The following is a 21,672-nucleotide window of genomic DNA, read 5'->3' on the forward strand; positions in this document are numbered from 1 at the left end:
CAAAAATGGTTTAGTTTTGTGCCAATAATAAGCACCCAAAATGATTAACCCATCAGTTCACGGTTGGATAGACAAGTTTTTTGCAGAGCAAAATCAGGTAGAGCATTCGTTTCCGCTGAACGAAACGGATTTCTACGCCCGAACCAGAGCCACAGGATTCATTTTTGGTCATGTAGTCAGCTTTGATGCGTCAATTTTGATAGAATCCAAAGACCGATTGCCGCAAGAGTTATCAAAAATTGGAATGCTCAATACGCTTTACCAAATGTACCGTTTGATTAAGAAAAAAAATGATGCGGAAGACTTTATTGTTCAAGCCGTTTCCTTTTATAACTCGATGATTCCGAAAGGTTTCAATCCTTTAAAAAAGATGTTGGAATCGAGTTTGCCTTCGAGTAAATTAGAAAAAATCATTCACGATAGAGTACAGACCAATGAGGACATGTTTAGCAAAAACTTTTCTCATGTGATTACTAATGCGCTATTGTTTATTGATGTTTTAGCCTTCAAACAACACCTTGAAAAAGGTACTGTTCCCGAAAAATATTCAAACAAAATAGAAGATATTGTTATCAGTATTATTTCGCTTTCGCTAAAAGCCAAAACAGGAATTTCACAACATGATGATTTATTAGCAAAACTGTTTGAGTCGTCTGTTCGTTATAATAAATTTGCCGCCACTACCTCTACTTCTATCGAAGCTTTAGATTTGAGTTACCTGTCTAATAGCCTTGAAAAACATTATATGATTGACTTGGCGGGTATCAGTTTATGGAGTGATGACAAAGTGGAAAATGAAGAGCGTTATTTCTTGTTTAAATTGGGTGAAACTATCCATATTTCAGATGATTTAATTCTCGAAAGCATCAATTTCATTAATGACTTTATTGTCCGATACAAAAAGGAGATTCCGTATTTCAACTTCTCCAATCCGGTGAAACATTTTTATGACCAAACTACCGAAAGCGTTGTCGTTTTAATCAACAGGAACAAATCGCGATTGCTAAAAGAGATTTCGCAAAGCAAAGAATTGATGCAGCTTTTAGCCAAATCTACCCACAAAGATTTAGACAAAGAGGAAAAGAAAAAGATAAAAAAGCAAATACTTGACATCTGTAAAACCATTCCTTCCTTAACGATTTTTCTGTTGCCGGGCGGAAGTTTGCTCCTACCGATATTGATTAAATTTATTCCGCAAATGATGCCTTCAGCATTTAATGAAAACATTGAGGATTAAAAAAAAGCAACCTATTTCTAGATTGCTTTTGAGGTATTAAATTAATTTATAGGTATTTTAATTGGTAAACTTCAAGCGGTAAACTTCGTCTAAATCACCATTGGAACTCATATTTACGTCTAAATCGGTTACATAACCTGAGTTTAAACCATAAGCCCAACCGTGTAAAGTTAGTTCTTGACCATTTTTCCAAGCACTTTGAACGATGGAGGTTTTCGCCAAATCAAAGACTTGCTCTTGGGTATTGATTTCCACAAACTTATTAAAACGCTCTTCCTCGTCTTTAATAGCATTGAGGTAATGTTCGTGCAAACGATAGATGTCTTTGATGTGTCTTATCCAGTTGTCAATTAAACCAATAGATTGGTTACTCATTGCGGCTTTGACACCACCACAACCATAATGTCCGCAAACAATAATGTGCTTCACTTTTAAGACATTGACCGCATAATCCAATACACTCAACATATTCATATCGCTATGGATAACCATATTGGCAATATTTCTGTGCACAAAAACTTCCCCCGGTTTGGCACCAATAATCTCGTTGGCCGGCACACGACTGTCAGAACAACCTATCCACAAAAGTGGTGGATTTTGACCTTTGGAAAGATCTTTGAAATAATCTTTATCGATGGCGAGTTGAGACTCAACCCATAGTTTGTTGTTATCTAATATTTTTTTATAAAAATCGTCCATCTTTTGTATTTGCATCAAATATAGTAAATAATAAACACCTGTTATTAGGATTGAAACTGATGTTTATCAATAAAATAAACAATTATTAATGTCTCAATTCAGCTACTGAAAAATTAGGATTCAATTCATCCTTAATGTATTGACTGTCTTCATAAAAAGTTACTTCACCCGTTTCAATGTTGTGCATGGCTCCCACGATACCGATTTCTCCTTTTTCAATCATTTGTTCCAAAATAAAACTGCGCTCGATAATGTTCTTTACATTTCGCTTTACGTTGATTTCCGCTACATTCTCAACAAATACCGGGTTAGAAGCATTGCGATTGTCTTGTGTTGCTTTTTCCTCATAAACTGCAGGCTGAATCTTGGAAAGTAGTTCTGTAAGGTTACCCATTTCGACATGGTCACAAGCGCCTTTGACAGCACCGCACTTAGAGTGTCCTAGCACTACAATCAATTTGGAACCGGCTACTTTACATGCAAACTCCATACTGCCTAAAATATCAGTATTAACAATGTTTCCGGCAATACGCACTGAAAAAACATCTCCTAAACCTTGATCAAAAATAAGTTCTGCTGATGTTCTACTGTCAATGCAACTCAAGATAGTGGCAAACGGCCATTGTCCATCGCGTGTGTCATTTACTTGCTCGAGTAAATTACGATGAGCTTGTAGGTTAGACACAAAGCGGTTATTTCCGTTTTTTAATATTTCAAGGGCTTGTCTAGGAGATATTGATGCCTGTAATTCTTTATTTAATGTTTTCATATCTTTTTTTAAAATTTTATTTTTCTAAATCTACCATTTTGCGTTTCATGGCGTCATATTTTTGTTCAACAGTAACGGTCTTTTTAAACCCTTCGCTATTCTCAAGCTGATAAGCCTTTTTAAAACCTACTAATTTAACTTTAATATTTTCTTCTTTGGCTCTAGTGGTCTTGAACTCTTTAATCAAATCGAGTACATCATGGGCAATATATACTGTATCCGTAGCATTGATAATTACTTTTGAATTTTCCGGTAAATCATTTAAAGTAGATTTTATAGCCGCTTTGTTCAAAAATGAAACTTCTTGGGCCAAATCTATGTGAATTACATCACCATCGGCATACTCTTCTTTTCTGAAGCTATAAGCACGTTTAAGATTTCCTTTTAATACAAAAATGATACTGATGACAATTCCCAAAGCAACGCCTTTTAACAAATCGGTAAAAACAACACCGACAAAAGTGGCTATAAAAGGAATAAACTGGTATTTCCCTTTCTCCCAAAAATGCTTAATTGTTTTTGGATTAGCTAATTTATAACCTACGAGAAGTAAAACGGCAGCTAATGTTGCCAGCGGAATTTTATTCAAAATAAAAGGAATTGCCAAAACACTCACCAACAATAACACACCATGAATAATTGCTGACATTTTTGATTTGGCTCCGGCTGCAGCATTAGCAGAAGTTCTAACTACCACAGAGGTCATAGGCAATCCGCCAAGCAATGAACTGATTATATTACCTAAACCTTGTGCTTTCAACTCTACATTAGTGTCAGTATATCTTTTTAACTTGTCCATTCGGTCTGCCGCTTCAATACACAATAAAGTTTCAATTGATGCCACTACCGCAATAGTAACTGCAACCACCCAAACTTTGCTGTTGGTTATGGCTGTAAAATCGGGAAATATTAGTATTTCTTTAAATTCAGCTAAAGAGGTTGGCACCGGTAATGAAACTAAATGTTCCTTCGTTATTGCCAAATTACTACCCGACTGAATAAAAAACTCATTCAACAGAATCCCTACAATTACAGCAACTAGAGCTGCAGGAACCAATTTCAACTTCTTTAAAAATTTGACTTTATTCCAAGAAATCAATATCGCTAAGGATACTAATGTAATTAATAAAGCGCCTAATTGAATATGGTCTAATACACTGAATATTTCAGTAAAAGTATTTTGACCATCGGGTTGTACAAAAGATTCGTCACCTTCATAATCTTTATCATAACCAAAAGCATGAGGAATTTGTTTTAGAATGATAATCACCCCAATACCGGCCAACATTCCTTCAATAACATTAGTTGGGAAATAATTAGAAATACTTCCTGCTTTAATAAAACCGAGTACCAATTGAATGAATCCGGCTATCAACACCGCTAACAGGAAAATATTAAAAGCGCCTAAATCAGAAATGGCGGTTAAAACTATAGCGGTTAAACCCGCTGCCGGACCGGAAACACTTAAATGAGATTGACTTAAATAGCCTACTACAATTCCACCCACAACACCTGCAATAATACCCGAAAACAATGGTGCGCCCGAAGCCAGTGCAATACCTAAACACAATGGCAACGCTACCAAGAAAACCACTAAACCTGATGCAAAATCAGATTTAAGGTTAGCAAAAAGATTGATTTTTTTCATACCTATAAATTAATTTAATACATAAAAGCTTCGCGCATGCGAAACCACAACGGATGTATTAAATTAACTCGGGCGGTGGAGAGAATATTTCTTCAGTAGCATTGTCATGACGTGACAAGTTCTCAGAAATAATTTTAGAATTTGGATTTAAAAGCAACTCTGTAAAAGGATAGTCAAAACTTTGTTTTAAGCACTTTACTTCTTTTAAATCTTTATGAATTTCTTCTTCAGCAAAACTATAAAATATAGACACATCTGTACTTTTCTTAATCAAAGTTACCACGGTAGGAGTTGAAAGAAAAGAAACAAATAAGACTAATATTAATCTTGCTATGTATTTCATATCGCAAAAATAAGCATTCAAAGCCCTTTAAAATCGGGCATTATAATAAATTTAACATCTTTTATATTTCTTGTTCTAACCAAGCACTCATCATCCAAATAGTCTTTTCCTGCTCGGCTATAAAATCACTCATCATCGAATTGGTACCTTCGTCGTTAATCTCTCCCGACTGAGAAAGAATAACACGCTCAATTTGTAATAGTTGGGTCAGTGAACTCAAAATTAAGTTGATTCCTTCCTCATCATTATGAACATTTTTCCCAACCGGTAATTTACTGTTTTTAATGTAATCTTCAAAAGTATGTAATGGTGTTCCGCCTAAAGTTAAAACCCGTTCGGCTATTAAATCAATCTTTAATTGACTGTCGTTGTACAATTCTTCAAACTTCAAGTGCAAATCAAAAAATCGCTTGCCGCGAATGTTCCAATGTAATCCTCTCAAGTTTTGATAATACACTTGAAAATTGGCTAATAAGATGTTGAGCTCTGCCGATAATATATCAGATTCTTTTTTAGGTAAACCAAGGCTATTCATTTTCATAATACGGATGTTGAAATTTATATCCAAAGTTAGAAATAATAATGCCTAAAAGCTATAAAATAAATTGATAGTTTTTATCTTTACATCAAATTTTACTATATCATGACCATTACCCAACTTAAATATGTTTTGGCAGTCGCCGAACACAAAAATTTCACGCTGGCTGCTGAAAAATGCTTTGTTACGCAACCTACTTTGAGCATGCAAATTCAAAAGATTGAAGAAGAATTGGCCGTTCAAATATTTGACAGAACCAAGAAGCCAATTCAACTCACGGAAATCGGTCAAAAGATTGTCAATCAATCTAAAAATATTGTCAACGAAGCCGATAGAATTCAGGATATTGTTGACCAACAAAAAGGTTTTATTGGTGGCGAATTTCGTTTGGCCATTATTCCAACAGTGATGCCTACATTGTTACCGATGTTCTTAAACAATTTCATCAAAAAGTATCCGAAAGTTAAACTCATTATCGAAGAGTTAAATACAGCCGAAATCATTACTAAATTGAAGAATGGTCATCTAGATGCCGCAATTGCCGTGACGCCGTTGGAAGACGAAAAAATTAAAGAAATTGTTTTGTACTACGAACCTTTTGTAGCATATATTCCGGAAAATCACCAATCGTTTCACAAAAAGGAAATTGAAGTCAGCGATTTGAATATCAATGAAATTCTCTTATTGCAAGACGGCCATTGTTTTAGAGACGGTATTTTAAATTTATGTAAAAACCTGAATAGCGAAGAAAGAACCCATTTCCAAATAGAAAGCGGTAGCTTTGAAACACTCATAAAACTAGCCGATGAAGGATTAGGTACGACACTTCTTCCCTATTTACATACTTTAGACTTACCCGCAAAAGACACTTTGAAACTAAAGCATTTTGTAGAGCCAAAACCGGCGCGTGAAGTGAGTTTGATTTTTCCTAAGAACGAATTAAAAATTCACATTATTGACGCATTGCGTTCAACAATTTCTGGGGTAATCAAAGGTGCTATTACTTTTCAAAATGTGGAAATCATCAGTCCGATACAAAAAAAATAAGGAGCTTTGCACAAAACTCCTTATTCTTCTGTTAACTAACTACTGTTAAACAATCTTTTAGTTCCGGATGTTCATTTGTAAAGAACTGAAGCCATTTTCTCAATTGTTCGATTTCATAAGGCAGTAAATTTTTTACTGCTTTTTTTAGTTCTTTAGCGAAAAGAATCGGGTCAAAACTTACTCGCTCGAGTACAGATTTAGTGTAATCGTAGATCATTCTAGGCATAATGGTTAAGATTTGGGGTTATCTTATTGTAAGAACGTTTCGTAAAAGTAAAATAAAAAATGTTTTCGTCCCACAAAAAATGTTAAAAACCATCGTTTAATTACTATAATAATCGATAAAACACATATTTTAGCATTTTAATTAGCTTTTATCTTACTATATTGATTATTAAATATAAAAAAAGGAACCGTTTAAGCTCCTTTAGTTTTATATTATTTCACATTTAAAATACATTGTCTAAGTTCCGGTTTTTCTTCGGTAAATTTTAGTAACCAATTGGTTAACTCTTCAAGTTCATAAGGTAATAAGAACTTATAGGCTTTTGAAAGCTCTTTGCCAAAAAGGCCAACATCAAAACTTACTCTTTTTAACACTGACTTAGTGTGGTCTAACATTGTTTTAGACATAGAGTGGATTAATTTTTTAGGTTTAGGAATTGGATAAGAACGAATAATTGTTTTATCAAATTTATTGAAAAATTAATCTCGTCAATAGAAAACATAGTTAAAAATAACTACACAAAAAGTTAATTTTTCACAACGCCTTTTGTTGCGCGCAACATCTCTCTTTTACCCGGAGCGCCAGGCAGCTTTTCTACAGAAAATCCTGCAGACAACATAGCCTTTTTAATGGAAGTTCTGCATGCGTAGGTGACCAAAACACCATTAGGTTTTAAAGCTTCATACATTGATTTAAAGATGGCTTCCGACCACAATTCGGGCTGTACTCTGAAACCGAAGGCATCAAAGTAAATCAAGTCAAAAGTATTACTATCCTTGATGTCTTGAAAAAACTGCTTGCGTTTGGTTAACGTAAAATCAGCAGAAATTGAGTTGGTTTCTTCCCAATCAGATTGGTGCATAAGCTCAAAAACTTGCTGCTCATTTTTATCAATTTCTTTGGCATAATTCATTTGCAAAGCTTCCTCTAAAACTACAGGATAGGCTTCTACTCCAACATAATTTATCGTTTGATTGGTGTTTTTCTTTGCTTCCAAATAAGTGATAAAAGCATTCAATCCTGTGCCGAAACCTATTTCTAAAATGGAAATGGATTTTCCCTCGAAAAGAGAAAACCCATTCTTTATAAATACGTGATAAGCTTCTTGGATTGCACCGTGTTTCGAATGGTAACTTTCATTCCATTCCGGCAAATGAATGGTGGTTGAACCATCTTGGGTTTGAATAATTTCGCGTTTCAAAATTATTCTTTTATATACAATTTTTTAATCCTTGGAATCGGTCCGCCACATTTTTGTTGGTGACATTGAATACAAGCATCAACACCGGTATTGAAATGCGCTGCGGCATTTTTCGGATCTTTATAAATCATTTCTTGTGCCTTGATAAACTTCGACGCTTGTTCTTTAAAAAAAGCATCATTATCCGATTCATCGGTCATCACGGCTTCATGAATTCTCATAAAATGTTGTGGAAACTGACCAATCGTATCGCCTTTTTGAATGCGTTCTTTTAATCGTTTGTTGTCAACGTACATTTGCTCCATTAAAGCTGCCATTTCTGACATTTGGTACATTTCCAACTTCTTTTCGGTTTTGGGTTCACACTTTTCTTCCGCTACTTTATCTTCCTTTTTTTGACAAGAAATCACAGATAAAGCTAAAAAAAGAAGCACCAGAATGACAACAATAACTTTCTTCATCGAGGTTTATTTTTTGATGTAAACACCATCAGCCAGAAAAGAATAAGTCACTTCCGGTTTAGTAATTTTAGCAATTTCAGCTTCCGATTTTCCACCGTCTTTCGCATAATGCTTCAATTCTTCCACAGAAACCACATCTACAAAAGCCTTTCCATTAACAATTGCTTTACTGTTGTCAGCATTCAATGGAACGAAGAAACCATAATCTTTAAATTTCACAAAAGAATTATCATCGCCGACCAATTCCATTTTCATCCAACAACCTTTCTTTTTACAAACCGATTTGATAGTAGATTGAAATTGAACCGTAATAGTGTCACCTTTTTTAAGGTTTTTGTACTTTTCAAGCATTTGGTCTTTGGTTAAAATCTTAGTTACTTTAAATTTTTCGCCAAATAAGGTATAATCTTTAGCATTAAATACTTTGGTTGGTGTTTTAGATTTTGATTGTGCCATCGCATTGCCACCTACTAACAATACAAAAGCAATTAGGAATAAGTTTATTTTTTTCATGTTTTTCTGTTTTAGAATTACAAAAGTAAACCAATTAACAAATTCACATAATATAATGACAAATAAATTGAATATTTAATGAAAAATTAAGACAAAAAATAAGCCCCAAAAGAGAATTTGAGAAAAAGTATTCAATATTTTTTTGGGGTGTTAAATGCATATATATTTTTATTAGTTTTACAAAAAACTAACAACACAACGCATAATTTGAGGAAAAAATACACAACTATTTGATTTTAAATAAATTAAATATTTTTTCTTCGCAAAACCTATCACTAAATGATGTTAAAAACACCTTCCGAAATCGATATAGTTAGAGCTACTGCATCTAAAATTAAGGATGTCGATTTTGAAAACCTTGCCTTCGGAAATACTTTTACTGACCACATGTTAATCTGTGATTTCAAAGAAGGGCAATGGCAAAAACCAGTTATCAAACCCTACGAACCGTTTTTAATTGATCCGTCTGCTAAAGTGTTTCATTATGGTCAAGCCATTTTTGAAGGCATGAAAGCTTATAAAGATGAAAATGATGACGTTTGGTTGTTCAGACCGGATGAAAATTTACATCGCTTCAACAAATCGGCCAAAAGAATGGCCATGCCGGAAGTTCCGGAAAACATCTTCATTGGTGGTTTAAATACTATTCTCGATTTAGAAAAAGATTGGGTAAAAAAAGGCTTAGGCAACACTTTATACATCAGACCTTTTATGATTGCGATTGGTTCGGGCGTTATTGCGCAACCCTCAACTCAATATCGATTTATGATTATCCTTTCGCCTGCTCGTTCTTATTATTCGGGTGAAGTGAAAGTAATTATTGCAGAACATTTCAGTCGCGCTGCCAATGGCGGAATCGGAGCGGCAAAAGCGGCCGGAAATTATTCGGCACAATTTTATCCACAAAAATTAGCTCAGGAAAAAGGATTCCAACAAATCATTTGGACGGATGATGCCACGCATACCAAACTGGAAGAAGCCGGAACAATGAACGTGTTTTTCAGAATCAACGATACTTTATATACGGCACCAACCAGCGAAAGAATTTTGGATGGTGTAACGCGTAAAAGTTTAATTGACTTGGCCAAACGCGAAGGTATTAAAGTGGAAGTGCGTTCGGTATTGGTAGAAGAGTTAGTAAACGCTGCCAAAGACGGAAGTTTAAAAGAAATTTTTGGTGCCGGAACTGCTGCGGTAGTGAATCCAATTGTTGGTTTCCAATACAAAGACGTGTATTATGAGTTGCCTAAATTAGAAAACTCATTCGCTTTAGAATTAAAAGACAAGCTGACTAAAATTCAATACAAATTGGCCGACGATACTTTTGGTTGGACAGTTAAAGTGTAGTGTTCAGTTGACAGTGTTCAGCTTAAAATAATAGCTCCGGGGAAACTCGGAGTTTTTTTATTTATAATTATTATGATTCCAGAAACTAAAAGCAACAATCTAGGCAAACTTTAATTAATTTTAGCAAAGCAAATAATGGACAATGACTTATTTAACTTTTGAACCGCATGCCGATTTATCAGCTTTTATCAATTGCTATTGGACACTAAATTCCCCCAAAGAAGCTTATCCTGAAAGACAACGTATTGTTCCGGATGGTTGTATGGAAATGATATTTCATTGTGGCGATTTATACCAACAGTATATTGAAGGTGACCATTATATCATTCAACCAAAATGTTTTGTGTTTGGACAAATTACCAAACCATTGTATATTGAGCCTACAGGTCATACCGACATTTTTGCGATTCGTTTTGAAACAGATGGGTTTACGCCTTTTATTACTATGCCGATTAGCAATATGGAAAACCGAGCCGTTCCATTGGAAGAACTATTTGGCGAAGCCGGAATAATTTTTCAACACAAAATACTCGAAGCCACCACGACTGAAGAGCGAATTCAAATAGCCGAAAAATTTTTACTAAATGCGCTAACGGATGCCAAACAAATTGACAAAACCATCAAAGAAAGCGTGGCGATGATGTTGGAATTGAAAGGGCAATTGTCTATCGATGAATTATCGGAGAATATGAAAATCAACCGAAGAATGCTGGAACGAAAATTTGCCACGATAATTGGCGTTAGTCCTAAACAATTGGCTAAAATCGTCAGGCTACAAACTACCTTAAAAATGGTCTTAAAGAATGATTTCAAAAGCTTTACTGAAATTGCTCACGACAACCATTACTACGATCAAGCCCATTTTGTAAAAGAATTCAAGGAGTTTACCGGTGTTAGTCCAAAAGCGTTTTATTCTGAAAATTTAAAACTGTCCAACTTGTTTACGGAAAACGAATAAGTTGTCGCGTTTTTACAATTTTGTCAGCAAAGGAACGCTCATCTTTGTCTTCTCATTTAAAACAAACATTATGAAAACTATCCTTAGCTTACTTACACTTTTTACCATTTTTTCTTTTACTCCAAAAGGAGAAACTCCCAAACTAGGCTTTCTGCATGGCACTTGGAAAATGGAAGCCAAAGAAAATTATGAAACTTGGGAAATGGTTAATGACCATGAACTAAAAGGCAGTTCTTATAGAATAAAAGGCGATAAAAAAATCACTACCGAGAATTTGTCTATCAAAATCTCAGGAGATAAAGCAACTTACACTGCCATAGTTCTCGACCAAAATAACGGACAACCGGTTGATTTTGTTTTAAATAAAGAAGTGAAAAACAAATTCTCCTTTGAAAACCTAACCCACGATTTTCCTAAAAAAATACAATATACTGTTGTCGATGACAAAACCTTGTTTGTGGAAGTTTTAGGAGATAACGATCAGGGATTTTCGTATAAGATGTTGAAGCAGTAGTAGAGGAGGGATAAGGGAAAAGTCAAAAGGGATAAGTAAGTCCTCGTTTAAACGATATGAACTTTTCCCTTTTGACTTTTCACTTAATACTTTTACTCTTTCGGCACCGGTTTACGCCGCCATCTGAAAGACTTTGGTAAGTCATCGCCTAAAAGATAACCCCAAGCTTCAAGGGATTCAACCCTGTCAAAAACTACTTTCATCATGGCCATCAACGGAATCGCCAAGAACATTCCGGCTACACCTCCGAGACCGCCACCTATAACAATCCCGACAATAGAAGCAATCGGATTGATTTCAACTTTTGAACTAACAATCCATGGTACTAAAAGATTGTTGTCGATAATTTGTACGACCACATTCACTACAATTATTCCAATAATGATAGACAAGTCACTTGATCCGGTTAGCGAGGCGATTATGGTAAGCAGTCCGGCAATTAGAATTCCGATGTAAGGGATTAAGTTTAAAAGACCGGTTACAACCCCTAATAAAATAGCATATTCAACACCTAGAAATAACAATCCTACCGTTGTAAGACCTGAAACAATCAGCAACTCTATCAACAGTCCTAAAATATAGCTTTGCACAGAAATCTTTATGGTCGTGATAACATCTTGAAGCACACCATGGTATTTTATATTAAATAATTTGGAGAAGAATTTGGTGAAATGCGTTCTGTATAACAATATTAAAAACATATAAATCGGAATCAACACCATCGTAAGCATCGTATCGGTAAAAGTAACTAAGGTGATTCCGATGATTTCTTTTCCGCTATCGGCTGAACTGCTGGTTGCATTACTAACCATTACATCTTGTTCTCTTTTACTAAAGTTAAATGTTTCCGTAACGTAGGCCTGTATATTATGGTAATGAATGTTTACGTTTCTTTTAATCTTACCCCAATCATCGGCCATATCAGCCACCTGAATAGTAATGAAATAAAAAATAGCAATAAAAATCAAAGAGAAAAGCATGACACTGATTAAGGACGCCAAAACGTTGGGCATGTGTAACTTATTACTTAGAAACCCCGTTACGGGTCTTAGCAATATGGCAAACAATAACGCCAACAATAAAGGAGAAAGAACGCTTTGTCCGATATAGAATAAAAAACCAAGTGCTATTATTATAATAAGTATAAAAGCAAATCTTGCATAAAACGGTAGCTGTTGTATGTCTGTTGTCATAATAAATATTGATTGGTTAATTACTTGGCAATTATGATTTTAATACCCTACAAATTTCGGAGAATCTACCCTGCGGATTATTATACAATCCGGTCGATTATTTACATGATTACAATAAGAAATTCATATTGCCTTATCCCTTTTCCCTTATCGCTCATTATTCAATAACCTCAAAAAACCTATATTTGTCTTTACCAAAATTCCAACTATGAAACGCCTATTCTTACTCCTTTTCTTAATGCTATTCTTTACAACTCATTCTTTCGCTTGGGGCAAAAAAGGACACATTATGGTGGCGGAAGCCGCTTTTAACCAACTGGATGCCGCTACAAAAAAGAAAGTGTTATTCTATCTTGACGGCATGACCATACAACAAGCCGCTACTTGGATGGATGAAGTGAGTCAAAAACCGGGTTATGGTTATATGAAAACTTATCACTATGTGAATTTTAACAAAGGCGAAAAAGTAACGCTCAAAAAAGGCAATAACATCCTATCTGTTTTAGATAAAACCATCCGTGAGTTACAAAACAAAAAGCAATTCAATAAAGCCCAAATCAGAACGAAGTTGCTGTTTTTGTTTCACTTAATCGGCGATGTTCACCAACCATTGCATGTGGGTTATGGCTATGACAAAGGCGGAAATAAAACGCAGCTCAATTATAAAAACCAAGGAACCAACCTGCATGCGTTTTGGGACAGTGGCATTATCAGGCATAAAAAAATTAATTTGAAAGACTGTCTGTCGGCTAACCCATTCTCTAAAACAGAATTAACCAATCTTCAAAAAATCAATGTAGTGACTTGGGCACAAGAATCTAATAACCTACTGAACCAATGCTATGCTTTTCAGAAACCCAAAGTTTCTCAAAAATATGTTGACCATAGTGCCATTATTGTAAAAAAACAAATAGCCAAAGCCGGCGTTAGATTGGCTGCTGTGTTGCGAACTGTACTAAAATAAAGATGAAAATTTACTCCTTCCCTTCTATTTCCTCTCCAACAGCCAAAATATTAATATTGGGTACTATGCCGGGAGAAGCTTCGTTGCGCGCTAATGAATATTACGGACATCCGAGAAATAATTTTTGGAAGTTTTTGTTCACCATTTGCCAGCAACCCTTTTCAACGGATTATGAAACTAAGAAAAGTCTTTTGCTGCAAAATAAGATTGCTTTATGGGATGTATTACAAGCCTGTGAGCGACAAGGCAGTCTAGACAGTGCCATTATGAAAGAAGTACCAAATGATTTTATAACCTTTCTGAAAACTCATCCTAACATTACCCATATTTACTTTAACGGACAAAAATCCGCTCATTTTTTTAAGCGCTATGTTAAGACCGAATCCATTTATACTTTGGCGACTTTGCCTTCAACAAGTCCGGCGAATGCAGGAATGTCTTTTGAAAAGAAGTTAGCCTTTTGGCAAGAAAATATTTTAAAAGGGATAACCAATAGCTAAATTGAATACCAGATTTTCCTTGCGCCACGAACCACTGCCAAAATCAATTTGGTCTAAAACCCACCGACTGCCGTCTTCCAAATAAGGTTTTCGGATGGGGAACGCAAAATCAGTACGCAACAGTAAAAACGAAAGGTCAAATCGAAGTCCGATTCCGGTTCCGACCGCTATTTGGTCCATAAATTTTTTAGAAAATTCTGCACCCGGTTTATCCGGATTTTTGTTCATCAACCATATATTTCCAGCATCTACAAATACGGCACCTTTGACAAAACTGAACAATTTGGTTCGATACTCGGTATTGAATTCCAGTTTAATATCACCTGATTGATCGGGCAAAAAAGAACTCGTTCCCGGTTCCGGAAGATAAGAACCCGGACCAATAGAACGCGAACGGAAAGCACGAATACTATTGGTACCACCAATAAAAAACTGTTTGATAAAAGGAAGTTCGGTAGAATTGCCATAGCCGTAACCGACGCCAACAATAATTCTGCTCGCCAATTGAGACTCTGTACCGATTTTCATATAATGGCGAAAATCATTTTCAAATTTGACAAATTGACTGAAAGGAACACCAAGCACTTTAATCGTATCGCCTTGTTTTACATTGGCACCGGTAATTAAACCCGTCAAGGTAGCCGAAGTATCAAACATTCCTTTATAATAAATGGTATGTTTCCTTGCCGTTTCCATGGTATTGGTATAAGTATAGGAATAAGTCGGGCCAAAAATCAGTTGCTTTTCAATGACTTTCGCCAAAGTTGGATTGGCCTCAATTTGCTCATAATACAAACTGGTCACATTATTCGGACTGACATATTGGATATTAGTGACATTGAATTGGTGTTCCTTACGGATGTTTTCTTTCCATAAATAACCAAAAGAACCTTTAAAGGAATTAAGCGCATACAATTGTTCTCTTTTCTGAAATTCATAACCAATCGTGGCTTTGGTTTTGGGTACAAATCCGCTGGAAGATTTTAATTTAAAAGGCGCTACAAAACGAGGCCAAATCAAACTCGCTTCCGAACCTACTCTATAAACATCAAAGCCGTTATTCTGACCGGATACTTGAACTTCTAATCCGCCAAAAACAGAAACCGTAAACAATTCGGCTCCTTTAAAAGTATTGCGGTTGCTCCAATTCACATTCAATTCGGTTCCGGTGTAGTTGGCCGAATTGGTTTTACCCAAAAGTTCTACCCGAATCGATTTCTTTTTATAAGGCGTGAGATAATAATAAGCATCCAAAACATTATCCAAAGAATCAGAAACGGTAAACTGGTTCTTTACAAACTTGAACGTTCCCAAATTTACCAATCGATTGAGCGAAAGATTGTGATCGGTTCGGTTGTAAAGGTCATTTTTAGAAAAATAAAGCGTTCTGTCAAAGATGCGTGGGTTGAATGTTTTTTCCTTGTCAACTATCGTAAAATCTTTATACTGTACAACCGCTGTCGTGTCTTTCTCTTGTTTGTCCAAACGGCGCTTATTGTCTTTGATAGAATAATTGGGAAAGATGGTTATTTTGCCAATGGTAAACACTTTTTTGGCTTGCTCGGGCGTTTCAGGTTTGACTTTTACAATTAAATCGGTTTCATAACTTCCAACGGTGCTGTCGACTTGTATTACCATATAATCCGGACCGAAATAATAATAGCCTTGTTCTTTGAGTCGGGCATCAATTCCGACACGCTCTGCTTTTACCACCTCTAAATCATAGCCATCACCTTTCTTAAAAAGAGTTTTGTCCTGAGTCGCCGCAATTGCTTTTCCTAATGAAGTAGAATCGGTAGGGAATTTGATTTCTTTAATGCGGTATTGTTGGCCGGGCATTGCTGTAAATTCTGTGGTAGCACGTTTGCCTATTTTGGTAGAATCGGCCGTTGCCGTCGCTTTAAAATAGCCTCGATTTTCTAAATAATTTTGGAGCAAACGGGTATTGTAATCCAAATCAACCTGACTGAATAAAACCGGTGGTTCGCCAACTTTAGTTCGCAACCAATGGCGAAAACCTTTTTGCTTTTTGGGTTCGCCAGCCAGATTGTAGAAAAACAATTTGGCTCGAATTCCTAAAAATTTAGTATTGGGTTTGGGACGTACCAATAGCTTTAGTTCTTTGGCTAATGCCTTGCGTTCTTTTTTGGAAATTGACGTATCTACTACTTTCACTTTGCCGCCAACATACAACAATTCGCCTTCAGGTAAACGCTTGGTATTGCTGCAGGACGATGCAATTAGCAACAGTAAAAAAATAAAACAATATCGGTTTAATGCTTTCATATTTTAATCTCTATTCCGGCTTTATAGGTTGTTCCGCTTTTTCCTTTTCTAAGCGTTTTTCTTCCTTAGCTTTTCTTTTCAACTTCCTTTTGATTTCTTTTTCTTCTTCGGAGCGGTGAAAAAGTTCGCTGAACTTATTGTAATCCATAGTGATGATAAAAGCCACTCCGGTTTCTATTACTTGTCCTTGTAAAGCGACTTGGTATTCATTTTTTCGATAAGCTCTTAGGGTGTATCGCCCGTCTTTAGATAGTTTGTAATCTAGAGAAACATCTCCGGCAATATTGGTGGCATCCCGATTAACTTGTTCCGGTCCTTCAATCCCAAAACTACTTCCAACACTTACTTTCAATCGATCATCCAACAATTGTTTGGAAACGCCTACGTTCAAATCGGTTCGATTGGCCTTTTCACCAGTAGTGTAATCATCGGTGGCTTCTAAGTCTAAATCGAGTTCAACGCCTTTGATTAAATCTCCGGCCAAATTGTTCAATTGTTGCGACAATATTTTGCTCACACTTTGACGGGCAAAGGTTTCTGTTCCGGTTCCGGCTTCGCTGGCAAAAGGGTTTTCTCCGATAAAACGATTCAACAACAACAGCGCAAATACCTGTTTGTTCATTTCATCCGGCTGTTGGCGTAGTTGTTCTAATTTGGTTCGCGTGGTGTTCACTATTTCAGAAGAAACATTATAATTACCTTCCGGCAAAATGATATCAAAAGCAATAGTAGGCTTTAGCAATTCACCAGTCATTTTCAACACAGTTTCAAAAGGAATTCGCTGTTTATAGGTATTTCTCACCGTCGGAGAAATATCGCCCAACTGGTCATCGAGCAAATCAATCGGCGCGGTTTTAGTTTTATAAACGGCTTTGATATTAATATCTGCCGTCGTCGGTTCGCCTGTCCATAAAATATAACTGCCGCTCTGGATTTCGAATTTTCTTTTCAGGAAATTAAAGGTCATTTCATACGAACCTTCTTGAAGTTCGTAACGTCCGGTTAGCGAAGTTTTTCCGGATTCGTCGATGCTTCCGTTAAGTTGGGCTTCGCCTTTCACTTTAAGGTAATCGCCATTTCCTTTATCAATAACCAAAGTCAATTCGGCTTCTTTATCGACTTCAATATTGACCGAAATATTCATCCCCTTAAATTTGGACTGGTTGAGCGAATCCAAAGCAACATTGAATCTTTCGTCTATGGGTGGCGCATCTTGGTCGATAAATTCAACGATGCCTTCTCTATCGGCTATAGCCGGATCTGATTGTGGTAAAACAATGGTCAATTCTGTGTTTTTATTGACTTTAATACTTCCATCGACAATCGGTTTGTTCAAATCTCCGTTGATGCGCAAACGCGAATCGACATAGAGTTTACCGTAATACAAATCATTGTCTTTCGCAGTCGAATTGGTCACTTTAAAATTATCGGCATTGATCCTAAGGTTAAAAGCATAATCGCGATAATTCGGCGTATCTATTTTCCCTCGCAGTTCTAAAGTATTTTTTTCGGAATCACCTAAACTGAACTTTTTGAACACCATACCTTCTTCTGTAAAACTCATAGAATCGTTCAGTAATTCAAAGGCCGAATTAAGCGTTTTTACTGTAAAAGCACCATTGTGGAATTGCAAATCACCTATGATTTTGGGTTGCTCAAAAGTACCTTTAATATGAAATTTTCCCGAAACATAACCGCTACTTTTTGAAAGTTGGTCGAGCGTAAACGGTTGGATGCTCAACAAATTTAAATGTTGCATATCGAGTTTTAAATCAAAACTTTGATCACCATTTCGGTAAATTCCCGCCAATCCGACTTGATTTCCTTGACCGGTAATTGCTGCTTTTACATCATAGGTATTGGCTACGCGATTGTTGATATTTAAACTGATATCGCCAATGGCTTCTTTCTTATAGGTAAAATTTCCAATAGTCAAATCCGAAGTGAAATTGGGTTGAGTCGCCAAATTTTCAAAAGTCACTTTTCCGTTAATCAAACCGCCGAAAGCCAGTGCTTCTTTTTGTACCATTCGTGATAAGGTGGCGATATCAAAATCGGTAAAGTCAATTGATAAAGGCGCATTAGCAATATTCGATTGAGACTGCAGTTTTATCATAGTATTGCCATTGCGCAACTCAAAATCATTAGCATAAATGCCTTGCTTTCCAAAACTGATCAGGTTGCTTTCCGACAAACTCCACTTTTCATAATTCAGCAGTAAATCTTCGGGTAAAAAGCGGAGTTCTGTTTTACCATTGACCGCTTTTAATGTTCCTGCCACTATGTACTGGTCTTTATTCTTATCATCCAGCAATAGCAATCTATAGCCTAACGTATTGTCTTTTATAATACCTTCTACTAAAGTATGGGGCAAACGGAATTCCGCATTTTGTACTTCATCAATAAAGACACTATAGGCTAAGGCATTGTCTTTCGTATTGATATTAATAACCGCATTGTTAATCGTACTCGCACCATAAACGATTTTGGGCATCAAAGCTTTGAGTACAATAGTATCATTAACACTGTTATAACGGCCGTTCATACTGATGGGCTGTAGTTGTGTAATCTCGGGAAATAATTTACTTATGATTGGATCGTTGTTGATGTTAACGCTAAAATTAAACCGTTGTGGTGAGGATACTTTTTTCTTCACCGAAGGTTCAAAATCATAATATTTGGCAAACGAATTGGACAAGGCTGTTGCGATTTGGCTCAACTGGTATTTACCTTCAATAGTCGCTTTTAAAATTTGTGATTTCACTTGTATTGCGGTTTTTTCGGCGGTTGCAGTTGCCAAAACGCTGATTGAATCCAATTGAAAATTCTCTTTCCCATTGGCAAAAAGCAAATGATGAATCGCTATTTTCCCGTTTAGATAATCGGAATCAGCGGTAGATAAATCAGCATCGACTTGACCTTTAAGTTTAAATGGACCGGCATGCAGATTCAGTTTTTCCAAATCGGCTATATCTACATTCAGCTTAACTTTTGTCTGAGGATATTTGTCTTTGAAACTGCCCTCGGATACCAAATCAAACTCAAGATTCGGGTCGTTGATGTTGGCAATAGCTTTATAATTTCCGTTTACAATATTACCCTTTACCGCAAGATTTTGATAAGTATAGCCATTCAAAAAGCCTTTACTCATAAAGCCATCAACATTCGCAGTAGCTGTTTTTGGGTTTAGTCCATTGCCTTTTACTTTGGCTTTTAGGGTAACTTTGCCGATAGCATTGTTTTTAATTAATTGGCCAATATCGAAATTATTCAGTTCGGCGACACCATTATACTTTTCTTTATTTTTTAATCGATAGTCAAAATTGGTTTTAATTTTGGCGGCTCCATAACTGCTGTTTAAAACTACATCAGTATTAAAATTATCCAATTCTCCTTTGAAAGTTCCTTTAACGTTCATCTGTTCCGGAAGCTGAATGTTACTCGGAATAAGCTCCGAACCTAAAACGTTGCGAACATCACCAGCGCTCAATTGAAGATTTTTTATGTCAAGGTTGTACCAAGCTTTTGCGCCATCCGGCAAGCCGATAATTCTTCCGCTGGCAACAATACTCATTGTTCCAATACCACTGATTTGCATTTGAGGAAAAGTAAGATCTCGCAGTTGACCGGTAATTTGACCATTGATTTGGGCTATCGCTTTCGGATTATTTTTAAAAAAAGAGACTTCGTTCAACTCAGGAGCAAATAGTAGAATGTCGGTGAAAGCAATACGACTTTGCTGCAAATTGGCATTCAAACCCAATAATCCCGGATTCTCTTTCAGTGATTCTAAAGACGGATAATTGATTCCCACTTCGTTACGAATCAACGTTTTTGGCGTTTCTAAATACAGCTTTTTGAGCTGTACACCTTTTGAACTGTAAATAAAATCGGTTCGTAATGCTTTCACCTCAACACCACTTTGTTCTTTTACGGCAAAGGATTTGATATTGCCGGAAAAAGCTGTGGTGTTCCACTTCAGCTTATTGGCTTCCAGTTGGAACTGTTTTATATCCAAATGTCTATAATCGATGCCACGAGTTGCTCGGATAGCATTTTCATCATCAAAACGAAAATCGACTTGCTTTATACTGGCATTTGCAAGCGAAACATTCCAGTCGGGCAGTTTTTGTGCAGGGGTTTTGATATTTAGTTCACGGTCGTATTTACCAAAAGTCAGTCCGCCTTTAACACCTTCTAATTCAAACTTATCAATAGCAATTCGTTGTTTGGGCAAATTGGTTTCAGCAAAAGAAATAATGAGTTTTTCGAGTGAAATTCCACTATTGAGATGCGTACCATCACTGTCATAACTAACCTTTATTTTGGACAAAGCGATTTCGCCCAGTTTGATTTTTAAATCGGGTCTTTTTCTTAGAAGAGAATCTGTCTTTACAATCGTGTTGGTGGTAATTTCCCTTATCAATTCTCCTTGTTTGAGTTTGACATTGAGTCCGTCGAGTTTAATTTTGGCAATTTCAAAACTCATTTGATCAAGGTCAAAGACTTTCATTTTGGTATCAAAATGAACCAAGGATACGTTCAGATTGTTTTTGGTAATGGCATCATCAAAACGCACTTTGATGTTGTCCAAATTGATGTTGTGCACTGAAAATATTGTTTTCTTACTAGTACTTTTAGATTCTTTAGAAGCAAAAGCATCAATGATATAGTCGAAGTTGAAAACAGAATCCTTATCGCGTTTGACATTAGCGGTGATATTTTTAAGGCTAATAGAATTTATTTCTACTTCATCATCAAACAATTTAAACAGACTGATGTCAACGGCTATTTTTCCTCCGGCGAGCAAAGTATCTCCGGATTGGCTTTGGAAATAAACGTCTTCGAGTATGACTTTTTTGGGAAGACCAATTTCAATTCGGCCAATCCGTACCGGCGTGTGAATTTTTCCTTCTAAATAAGCAACCGCTTTTTCCTTGATACTATTTTGCACCGCAGGAATTTGGATTAACAATACCACAAGAAGAAACAGCCCAATAATAGATATTATTACCCAGCCGGTTATTTTCAGTCCTTTTTTTACATACTTATGTAATCTCACTTTACGCTTTTAATGATTACGTGCTAATAATATTAATTAGAAGATATTCAGTTATTGCTACAAATTTGGCATAAAAAAATTAGAATAGCCTTATAGATGAAAAGCATTTTCTTATATAATTCGCATATTGCCGAGGTAATTTTGAAAGTGAAATTTAATAGTTAAG

20 protein-coding genes are annotated in these 21,672 nt (G+C 36.0%); 7 read left to right on the forward strand and 13 right to left on the reverse strand.

What is annotated here, in order from left to right; genetic code table 11:
• Positions 1-40: 40 nt before the first annotated feature.
• Entirely contained in the window at positions 41-1,237 is a 1,197-nt protein-coding gene (locus tag C8C84_RS14040; protein WP_121314247.1) for an LETM1-related biofilm-associated protein, read from the forward strand.
• Between the two features lie 57 nt (positions 1,238-1,294).
• On the opposite strand, the gene can is transcribed toward C8C84_RS14040, so the two are convergent.
• The 5 genes from can to C8C84_RS14065 form a co-directional block, all read right to left on the reverse strand.
• Entirely contained in the window at positions 1,295-1,936 is a 642-nt protein-coding gene (gene can, locus C8C84_RS14045) for a carbonate dehydratase (protein WP_121314248.1), read from the reverse strand.
• A gap of 85 nt (positions 1,937-2,021) precedes the next feature.
• Positions 2,022-2,705: a carbonic anhydrase family protein gene (locus C8C84_RS14050; RefSeq protein ID WP_121314249.1), complete on the reverse strand. Its 684-nt coding sequence runs from the start codon at positions 2,703-2,705 to the stop codon at positions 2,022-2,024.
• A gap of 16 nt (positions 2,706-2,721) precedes the next feature.
• Positions 2,722-4,353, reverse strand: coding sequence for a SulP family inorganic anion transporter (locus C8C84_RS14055; protein ID WP_121314250.1), 1,632 nt, complete (start codon positions 4,351-4,353; stop codon positions 2,722-2,724).
• Positions 4,354-4,411: 58 nt separating this feature from the next.
• Positions 4,412-4,696, reverse strand: a complete 285-nt coding sequence (locus C8C84_RS14060; RefSeq protein ID WP_233549822.1) for a hypothetical protein — start codon at positions 4,694-4,696, stop codon at positions 4,412-4,414.
• Between the two features lie 61 nt (positions 4,697-4,757).
• A complete protein-coding gene (locus tag C8C84_RS14065; RefSeq protein WP_121314251.1) occupies positions 4,758-5,237 on the reverse strand; it encodes a Dps family protein in 480 nt (159 codons plus the stop codon).
• A 102-nt stretch (positions 5,238-5,339) separates the two neighbouring features.
• On the opposite strand from C8C84_RS14065, the gene C8C84_RS14070 reads away from it, so the two are divergent.
• Positions 5,340-6,281: a LysR substrate-binding domain-containing protein gene (locus C8C84_RS14070; protein WP_121314252.1), complete on the forward strand. Its 942-nt coding sequence runs from the start codon at positions 5,340-5,342 to the stop codon at positions 6,279-6,281.
• 31 nt (positions 6,282-6,312) lie between these two features.
• On the opposite strand, the gene C8C84_RS14075 is transcribed toward C8C84_RS14070, so the two are convergent.
• The 5 genes from C8C84_RS14075 to C8C84_RS14095 form a co-directional block, all read right to left on the reverse strand.
• On the reverse strand, positions 6,313-6,507 hold the full coding sequence (locus C8C84_RS14075) for a hypothetical protein (RefSeq protein ID WP_121314253.1): 195 nt from the start codon (positions 6,505-6,507) through the stop codon (positions 6,313-6,315).
• A 212-nt stretch (positions 6,508-6,719) separates the two neighbouring features.
• Positions 6,720-6,914: a hypothetical protein gene (locus C8C84_RS14080; protein WP_121314254.1), complete on the reverse strand. Its 195-nt coding sequence runs from the start codon at positions 6,912-6,914 to the stop codon at positions 6,720-6,722.
• Positions 6,915-7,033: 119 nt separating this feature from the next.
• Complete coding sequence (mnmD, locus tag C8C84_RS14085) at positions 7,034-7,708, reverse strand: tRNA (5-methylaminomethyl-2-thiouridine)(34)-methyltransferase MnmD (protein WP_121314255.1); 675 nt, start codon at positions 7,706-7,708, stop codon at positions 7,034-7,036.
• Between the two features lie 2 nt (positions 7,709-7,710).
• The gene (locus C8C84_RS14090; RefSeq protein ID WP_121314256.1) at positions 7,711-8,169 is read right to left on the reverse strand and encodes a hypothetical protein; all 459 of its coding nucleotides are present in this window, start codon (positions 8,167-8,169) and stop codon (positions 7,711-7,713) included.
• Positions 8,170-8,175: 6 nt separating this feature from the next.
• Entirely contained in the window at positions 8,176-8,682 is a 507-nt protein-coding gene (locus C8C84_RS14095) for a DUF4920 domain-containing protein (RefSeq protein ID WP_121314257.1), read from the reverse strand.
• A gap of 279 nt (positions 8,683-8,961) precedes the next feature.
• On the opposite strand from C8C84_RS14095, the gene C8C84_RS14100 reads away from it, so the two are divergent.
• The 3 genes from C8C84_RS14100 to C8C84_RS14110 all read left to right on the forward strand — a co-directional run bounded on the left by C8C84_RS14100 (position 8,962) and on the right by C8C84_RS14110 (position 11,501).
• Positions 8,962-10,029: a branched-chain amino acid aminotransferase gene (locus C8C84_RS14100; protein WP_121314258.1), complete on the forward strand. Its 1,068-nt coding sequence runs from the start codon at positions 8,962-8,964 to the stop codon at positions 10,027-10,029.
• A 142-nt stretch (positions 10,030-10,171) separates the two neighbouring features.
• On the forward strand, positions 10,172-10,987 hold the full coding sequence (locus C8C84_RS14105; RefSeq protein WP_121314259.1) for a helix-turn-helix transcriptional regulator: 816 nt from the start codon (positions 10,172-10,174) through the stop codon (positions 10,985-10,987).
• Between the two features lie 70 nt (positions 10,988-11,057).
• Positions 11,058-11,501, forward strand: coding sequence for a DUF6265 family protein (locus C8C84_RS14110; RefSeq protein WP_121314260.1), 444 nt, complete (start codon positions 11,058-11,060; stop codon positions 11,499-11,501).
• A gap of 92 nt (positions 11,502-11,593) precedes the next feature.
• On the opposite strand, the gene C8C84_RS14115 is transcribed toward C8C84_RS14110, so the two are convergent.
• Positions 11,594-12,694 carry an AI-2E family transporter gene (locus C8C84_RS14115; RefSeq protein WP_121314261.1) on the reverse strand — a complete coding sequence of 367 codons (1,101 nt, stop codon included), beginning with the start codon at positions 12,692-12,694 and terminating at the stop codon, positions 11,594-11,596.
• A 208-nt stretch (positions 12,695-12,902) separates the two neighbouring features.
• Between C8C84_RS14115 and C8C84_RS14120 the strand changes: the two genes are divergently transcribed.
• Together C8C84_RS14120 and C8C84_RS14125 are read left to right on the forward strand one after the other, a co-directional pair.
• Positions 12,903-13,658: a S1/P1 nuclease gene (locus C8C84_RS14120; protein WP_121314262.1), complete on the forward strand. Its 756-nt coding sequence runs from the start codon at positions 12,903-12,905 to the stop codon at positions 13,656-13,658.
• 2 nt (positions 13,659-13,660) lie between these two features.
• Entirely contained in the window at positions 13,661-14,158 is a 498-nt protein-coding gene (locus C8C84_RS14125; RefSeq protein ID WP_121314263.1) for a DNA-deoxyinosine glycosylase, read from the forward strand.
• On the opposite strand, the gene C8C84_RS14130 is transcribed toward C8C84_RS14125, so the two are convergent.
• The gene (locus C8C84_RS14130; RefSeq protein WP_121314264.1) at positions 14,135-16,444 is read right to left on the reverse strand and encodes a BamA/TamA family outer membrane protein; all 2,310 of its coding nucleotides are present in this window, start codon (positions 16,442-16,444) and stop codon (positions 14,135-14,137) included. The genes C8C84_RS14125 and C8C84_RS14130 overlap by 24 nt on opposite strands.
• A gap of 10 nt (positions 16,445-16,454) precedes the next feature.
• On the reverse strand, positions 16,455-21,506 hold the full coding sequence (locus tag C8C84_RS14135) for a translocation/assembly module TamB (RefSeq protein WP_121314265.1): 5,052 nt from the start codon (positions 21,504-21,506) through the stop codon (positions 16,455-16,457).
• Positions 21,507-21,672: the final 166 nt, after the last annotated feature.

Origin of the sequence: Flavobacterium sp. 102, from assembly GCF_003634615.1 — a bacterium.
Classification (GTDB): Bacteria; Bacteroidota; Bacteroidia; order Flavobacteriales; family Flavobacteriaceae; genus Flavobacterium.

Coding starts and splice junctions, on each gene's coding strand:
- C8C84_RS14040 (WP_121314247.1), top strand. CDS start 41: ATGATTAACCCATCAGTTCACGGTTGGATAGACAAGTTTTTTGCAGAG.
- can (WP_121314248.1), bottom strand. CDS start 1,936: ATGGACGATTTTTATAAAAAAATATTAGATAACAACAAACTATGGGTT.
- C8C84_RS14050 (WP_121314249.1), bottom strand. CDS start 2,705: ATGAAAACATTAAATAAAGAATTACAGGCATCAATATCTCCTAGACAA.
- C8C84_RS14055 (WP_121314250.1), bottom strand. CDS start 4,353: ATGAAAAAAATCAATCTTTTTGCTAACCTTAAATCTGATTTTGCATCA.
- C8C84_RS14060 (WP_233549822.1), bottom strand. CDS start 4,696: ATGAAATACATAGCAAGATTAATATTAGTCTTATTTGTTTCTTTTCTT.
- C8C84_RS14065 (WP_121314251.1), bottom strand. CDS start 5,237: ATGAAAATGAATAGCCTTGGTTTACCTAAAAAAGAATCTGATATATTA.
- C8C84_RS14070 (WP_121314252.1), top strand. CDS start 5,340: ATGACCATTACCCAACTTAAATATGTTTTGGCAGTCGCCGAACACAAA.
- C8C84_RS14075 (WP_121314253.1), bottom strand. CDS start 6,507: ATGCCTAGAATGATCTACGATTACACTAAATCTGTACTCGAGCGAGTA.
- C8C84_RS14080 (WP_121314254.1), bottom strand. CDS start 6,914: ATGTCTAAAACAATGTTAGACCACACTAAGTCAGTGTTAAAAAGAGTA.
- C8C84_RS14090 (WP_121314256.1), bottom strand. CDS start 8,169: ATGAAGAAAGTTATTGTTGTCATTCTGGTGCTTCTTTTTTTAGCTTTA.
- C8C84_RS14095 (WP_121314257.1), bottom strand. CDS start 8,682: ATGAAAAAAATAAACTTATTCCTAATTGCTTTTGTATTGTTAGTAGGT.
- C8C84_RS14100 (WP_121314258.1), top strand. CDS start 8,962: ATGATGTTAAAAACACCTTCCGAAATCGATATAGTTAGAGCTACTGCA.
- C8C84_RS14105 (WP_121314259.1), top strand. CDS start 10,172: ATGACTTATTTAACTTTTGAACCGCATGCCGATTTATCAGCTTTTATC.
- C8C84_RS14110 (WP_121314260.1), top strand. CDS start 11,058: ATGAAAACTATCCTTAGCTTACTTACACTTTTTACCATTTTTTCTTTT.
- C8C84_RS14115 (WP_121314261.1), bottom strand. CDS start 12,694: ATGACAACAGACATACAACAGCTACCGTTTTATGCAAGATTTGCTTTT.
- C8C84_RS14120 (WP_121314262.1), top strand. CDS start 12,903: ATGAAACGCCTATTCTTACTCCTTTTCTTAATGCTATTCTTTACAACT.
- C8C84_RS14125 (WP_121314263.1), top strand. CDS start 13,661: ATGAAAATTTACTCCTTCCCTTCTATTTCCTCTCCAACAGCCAAAATA.
- C8C84_RS14130 (WP_121314264.1), bottom strand. CDS start 16,444: ATGAAAGCATTAAACCGATATTGTTTTATTTTTTTACTGTTGCTAATT.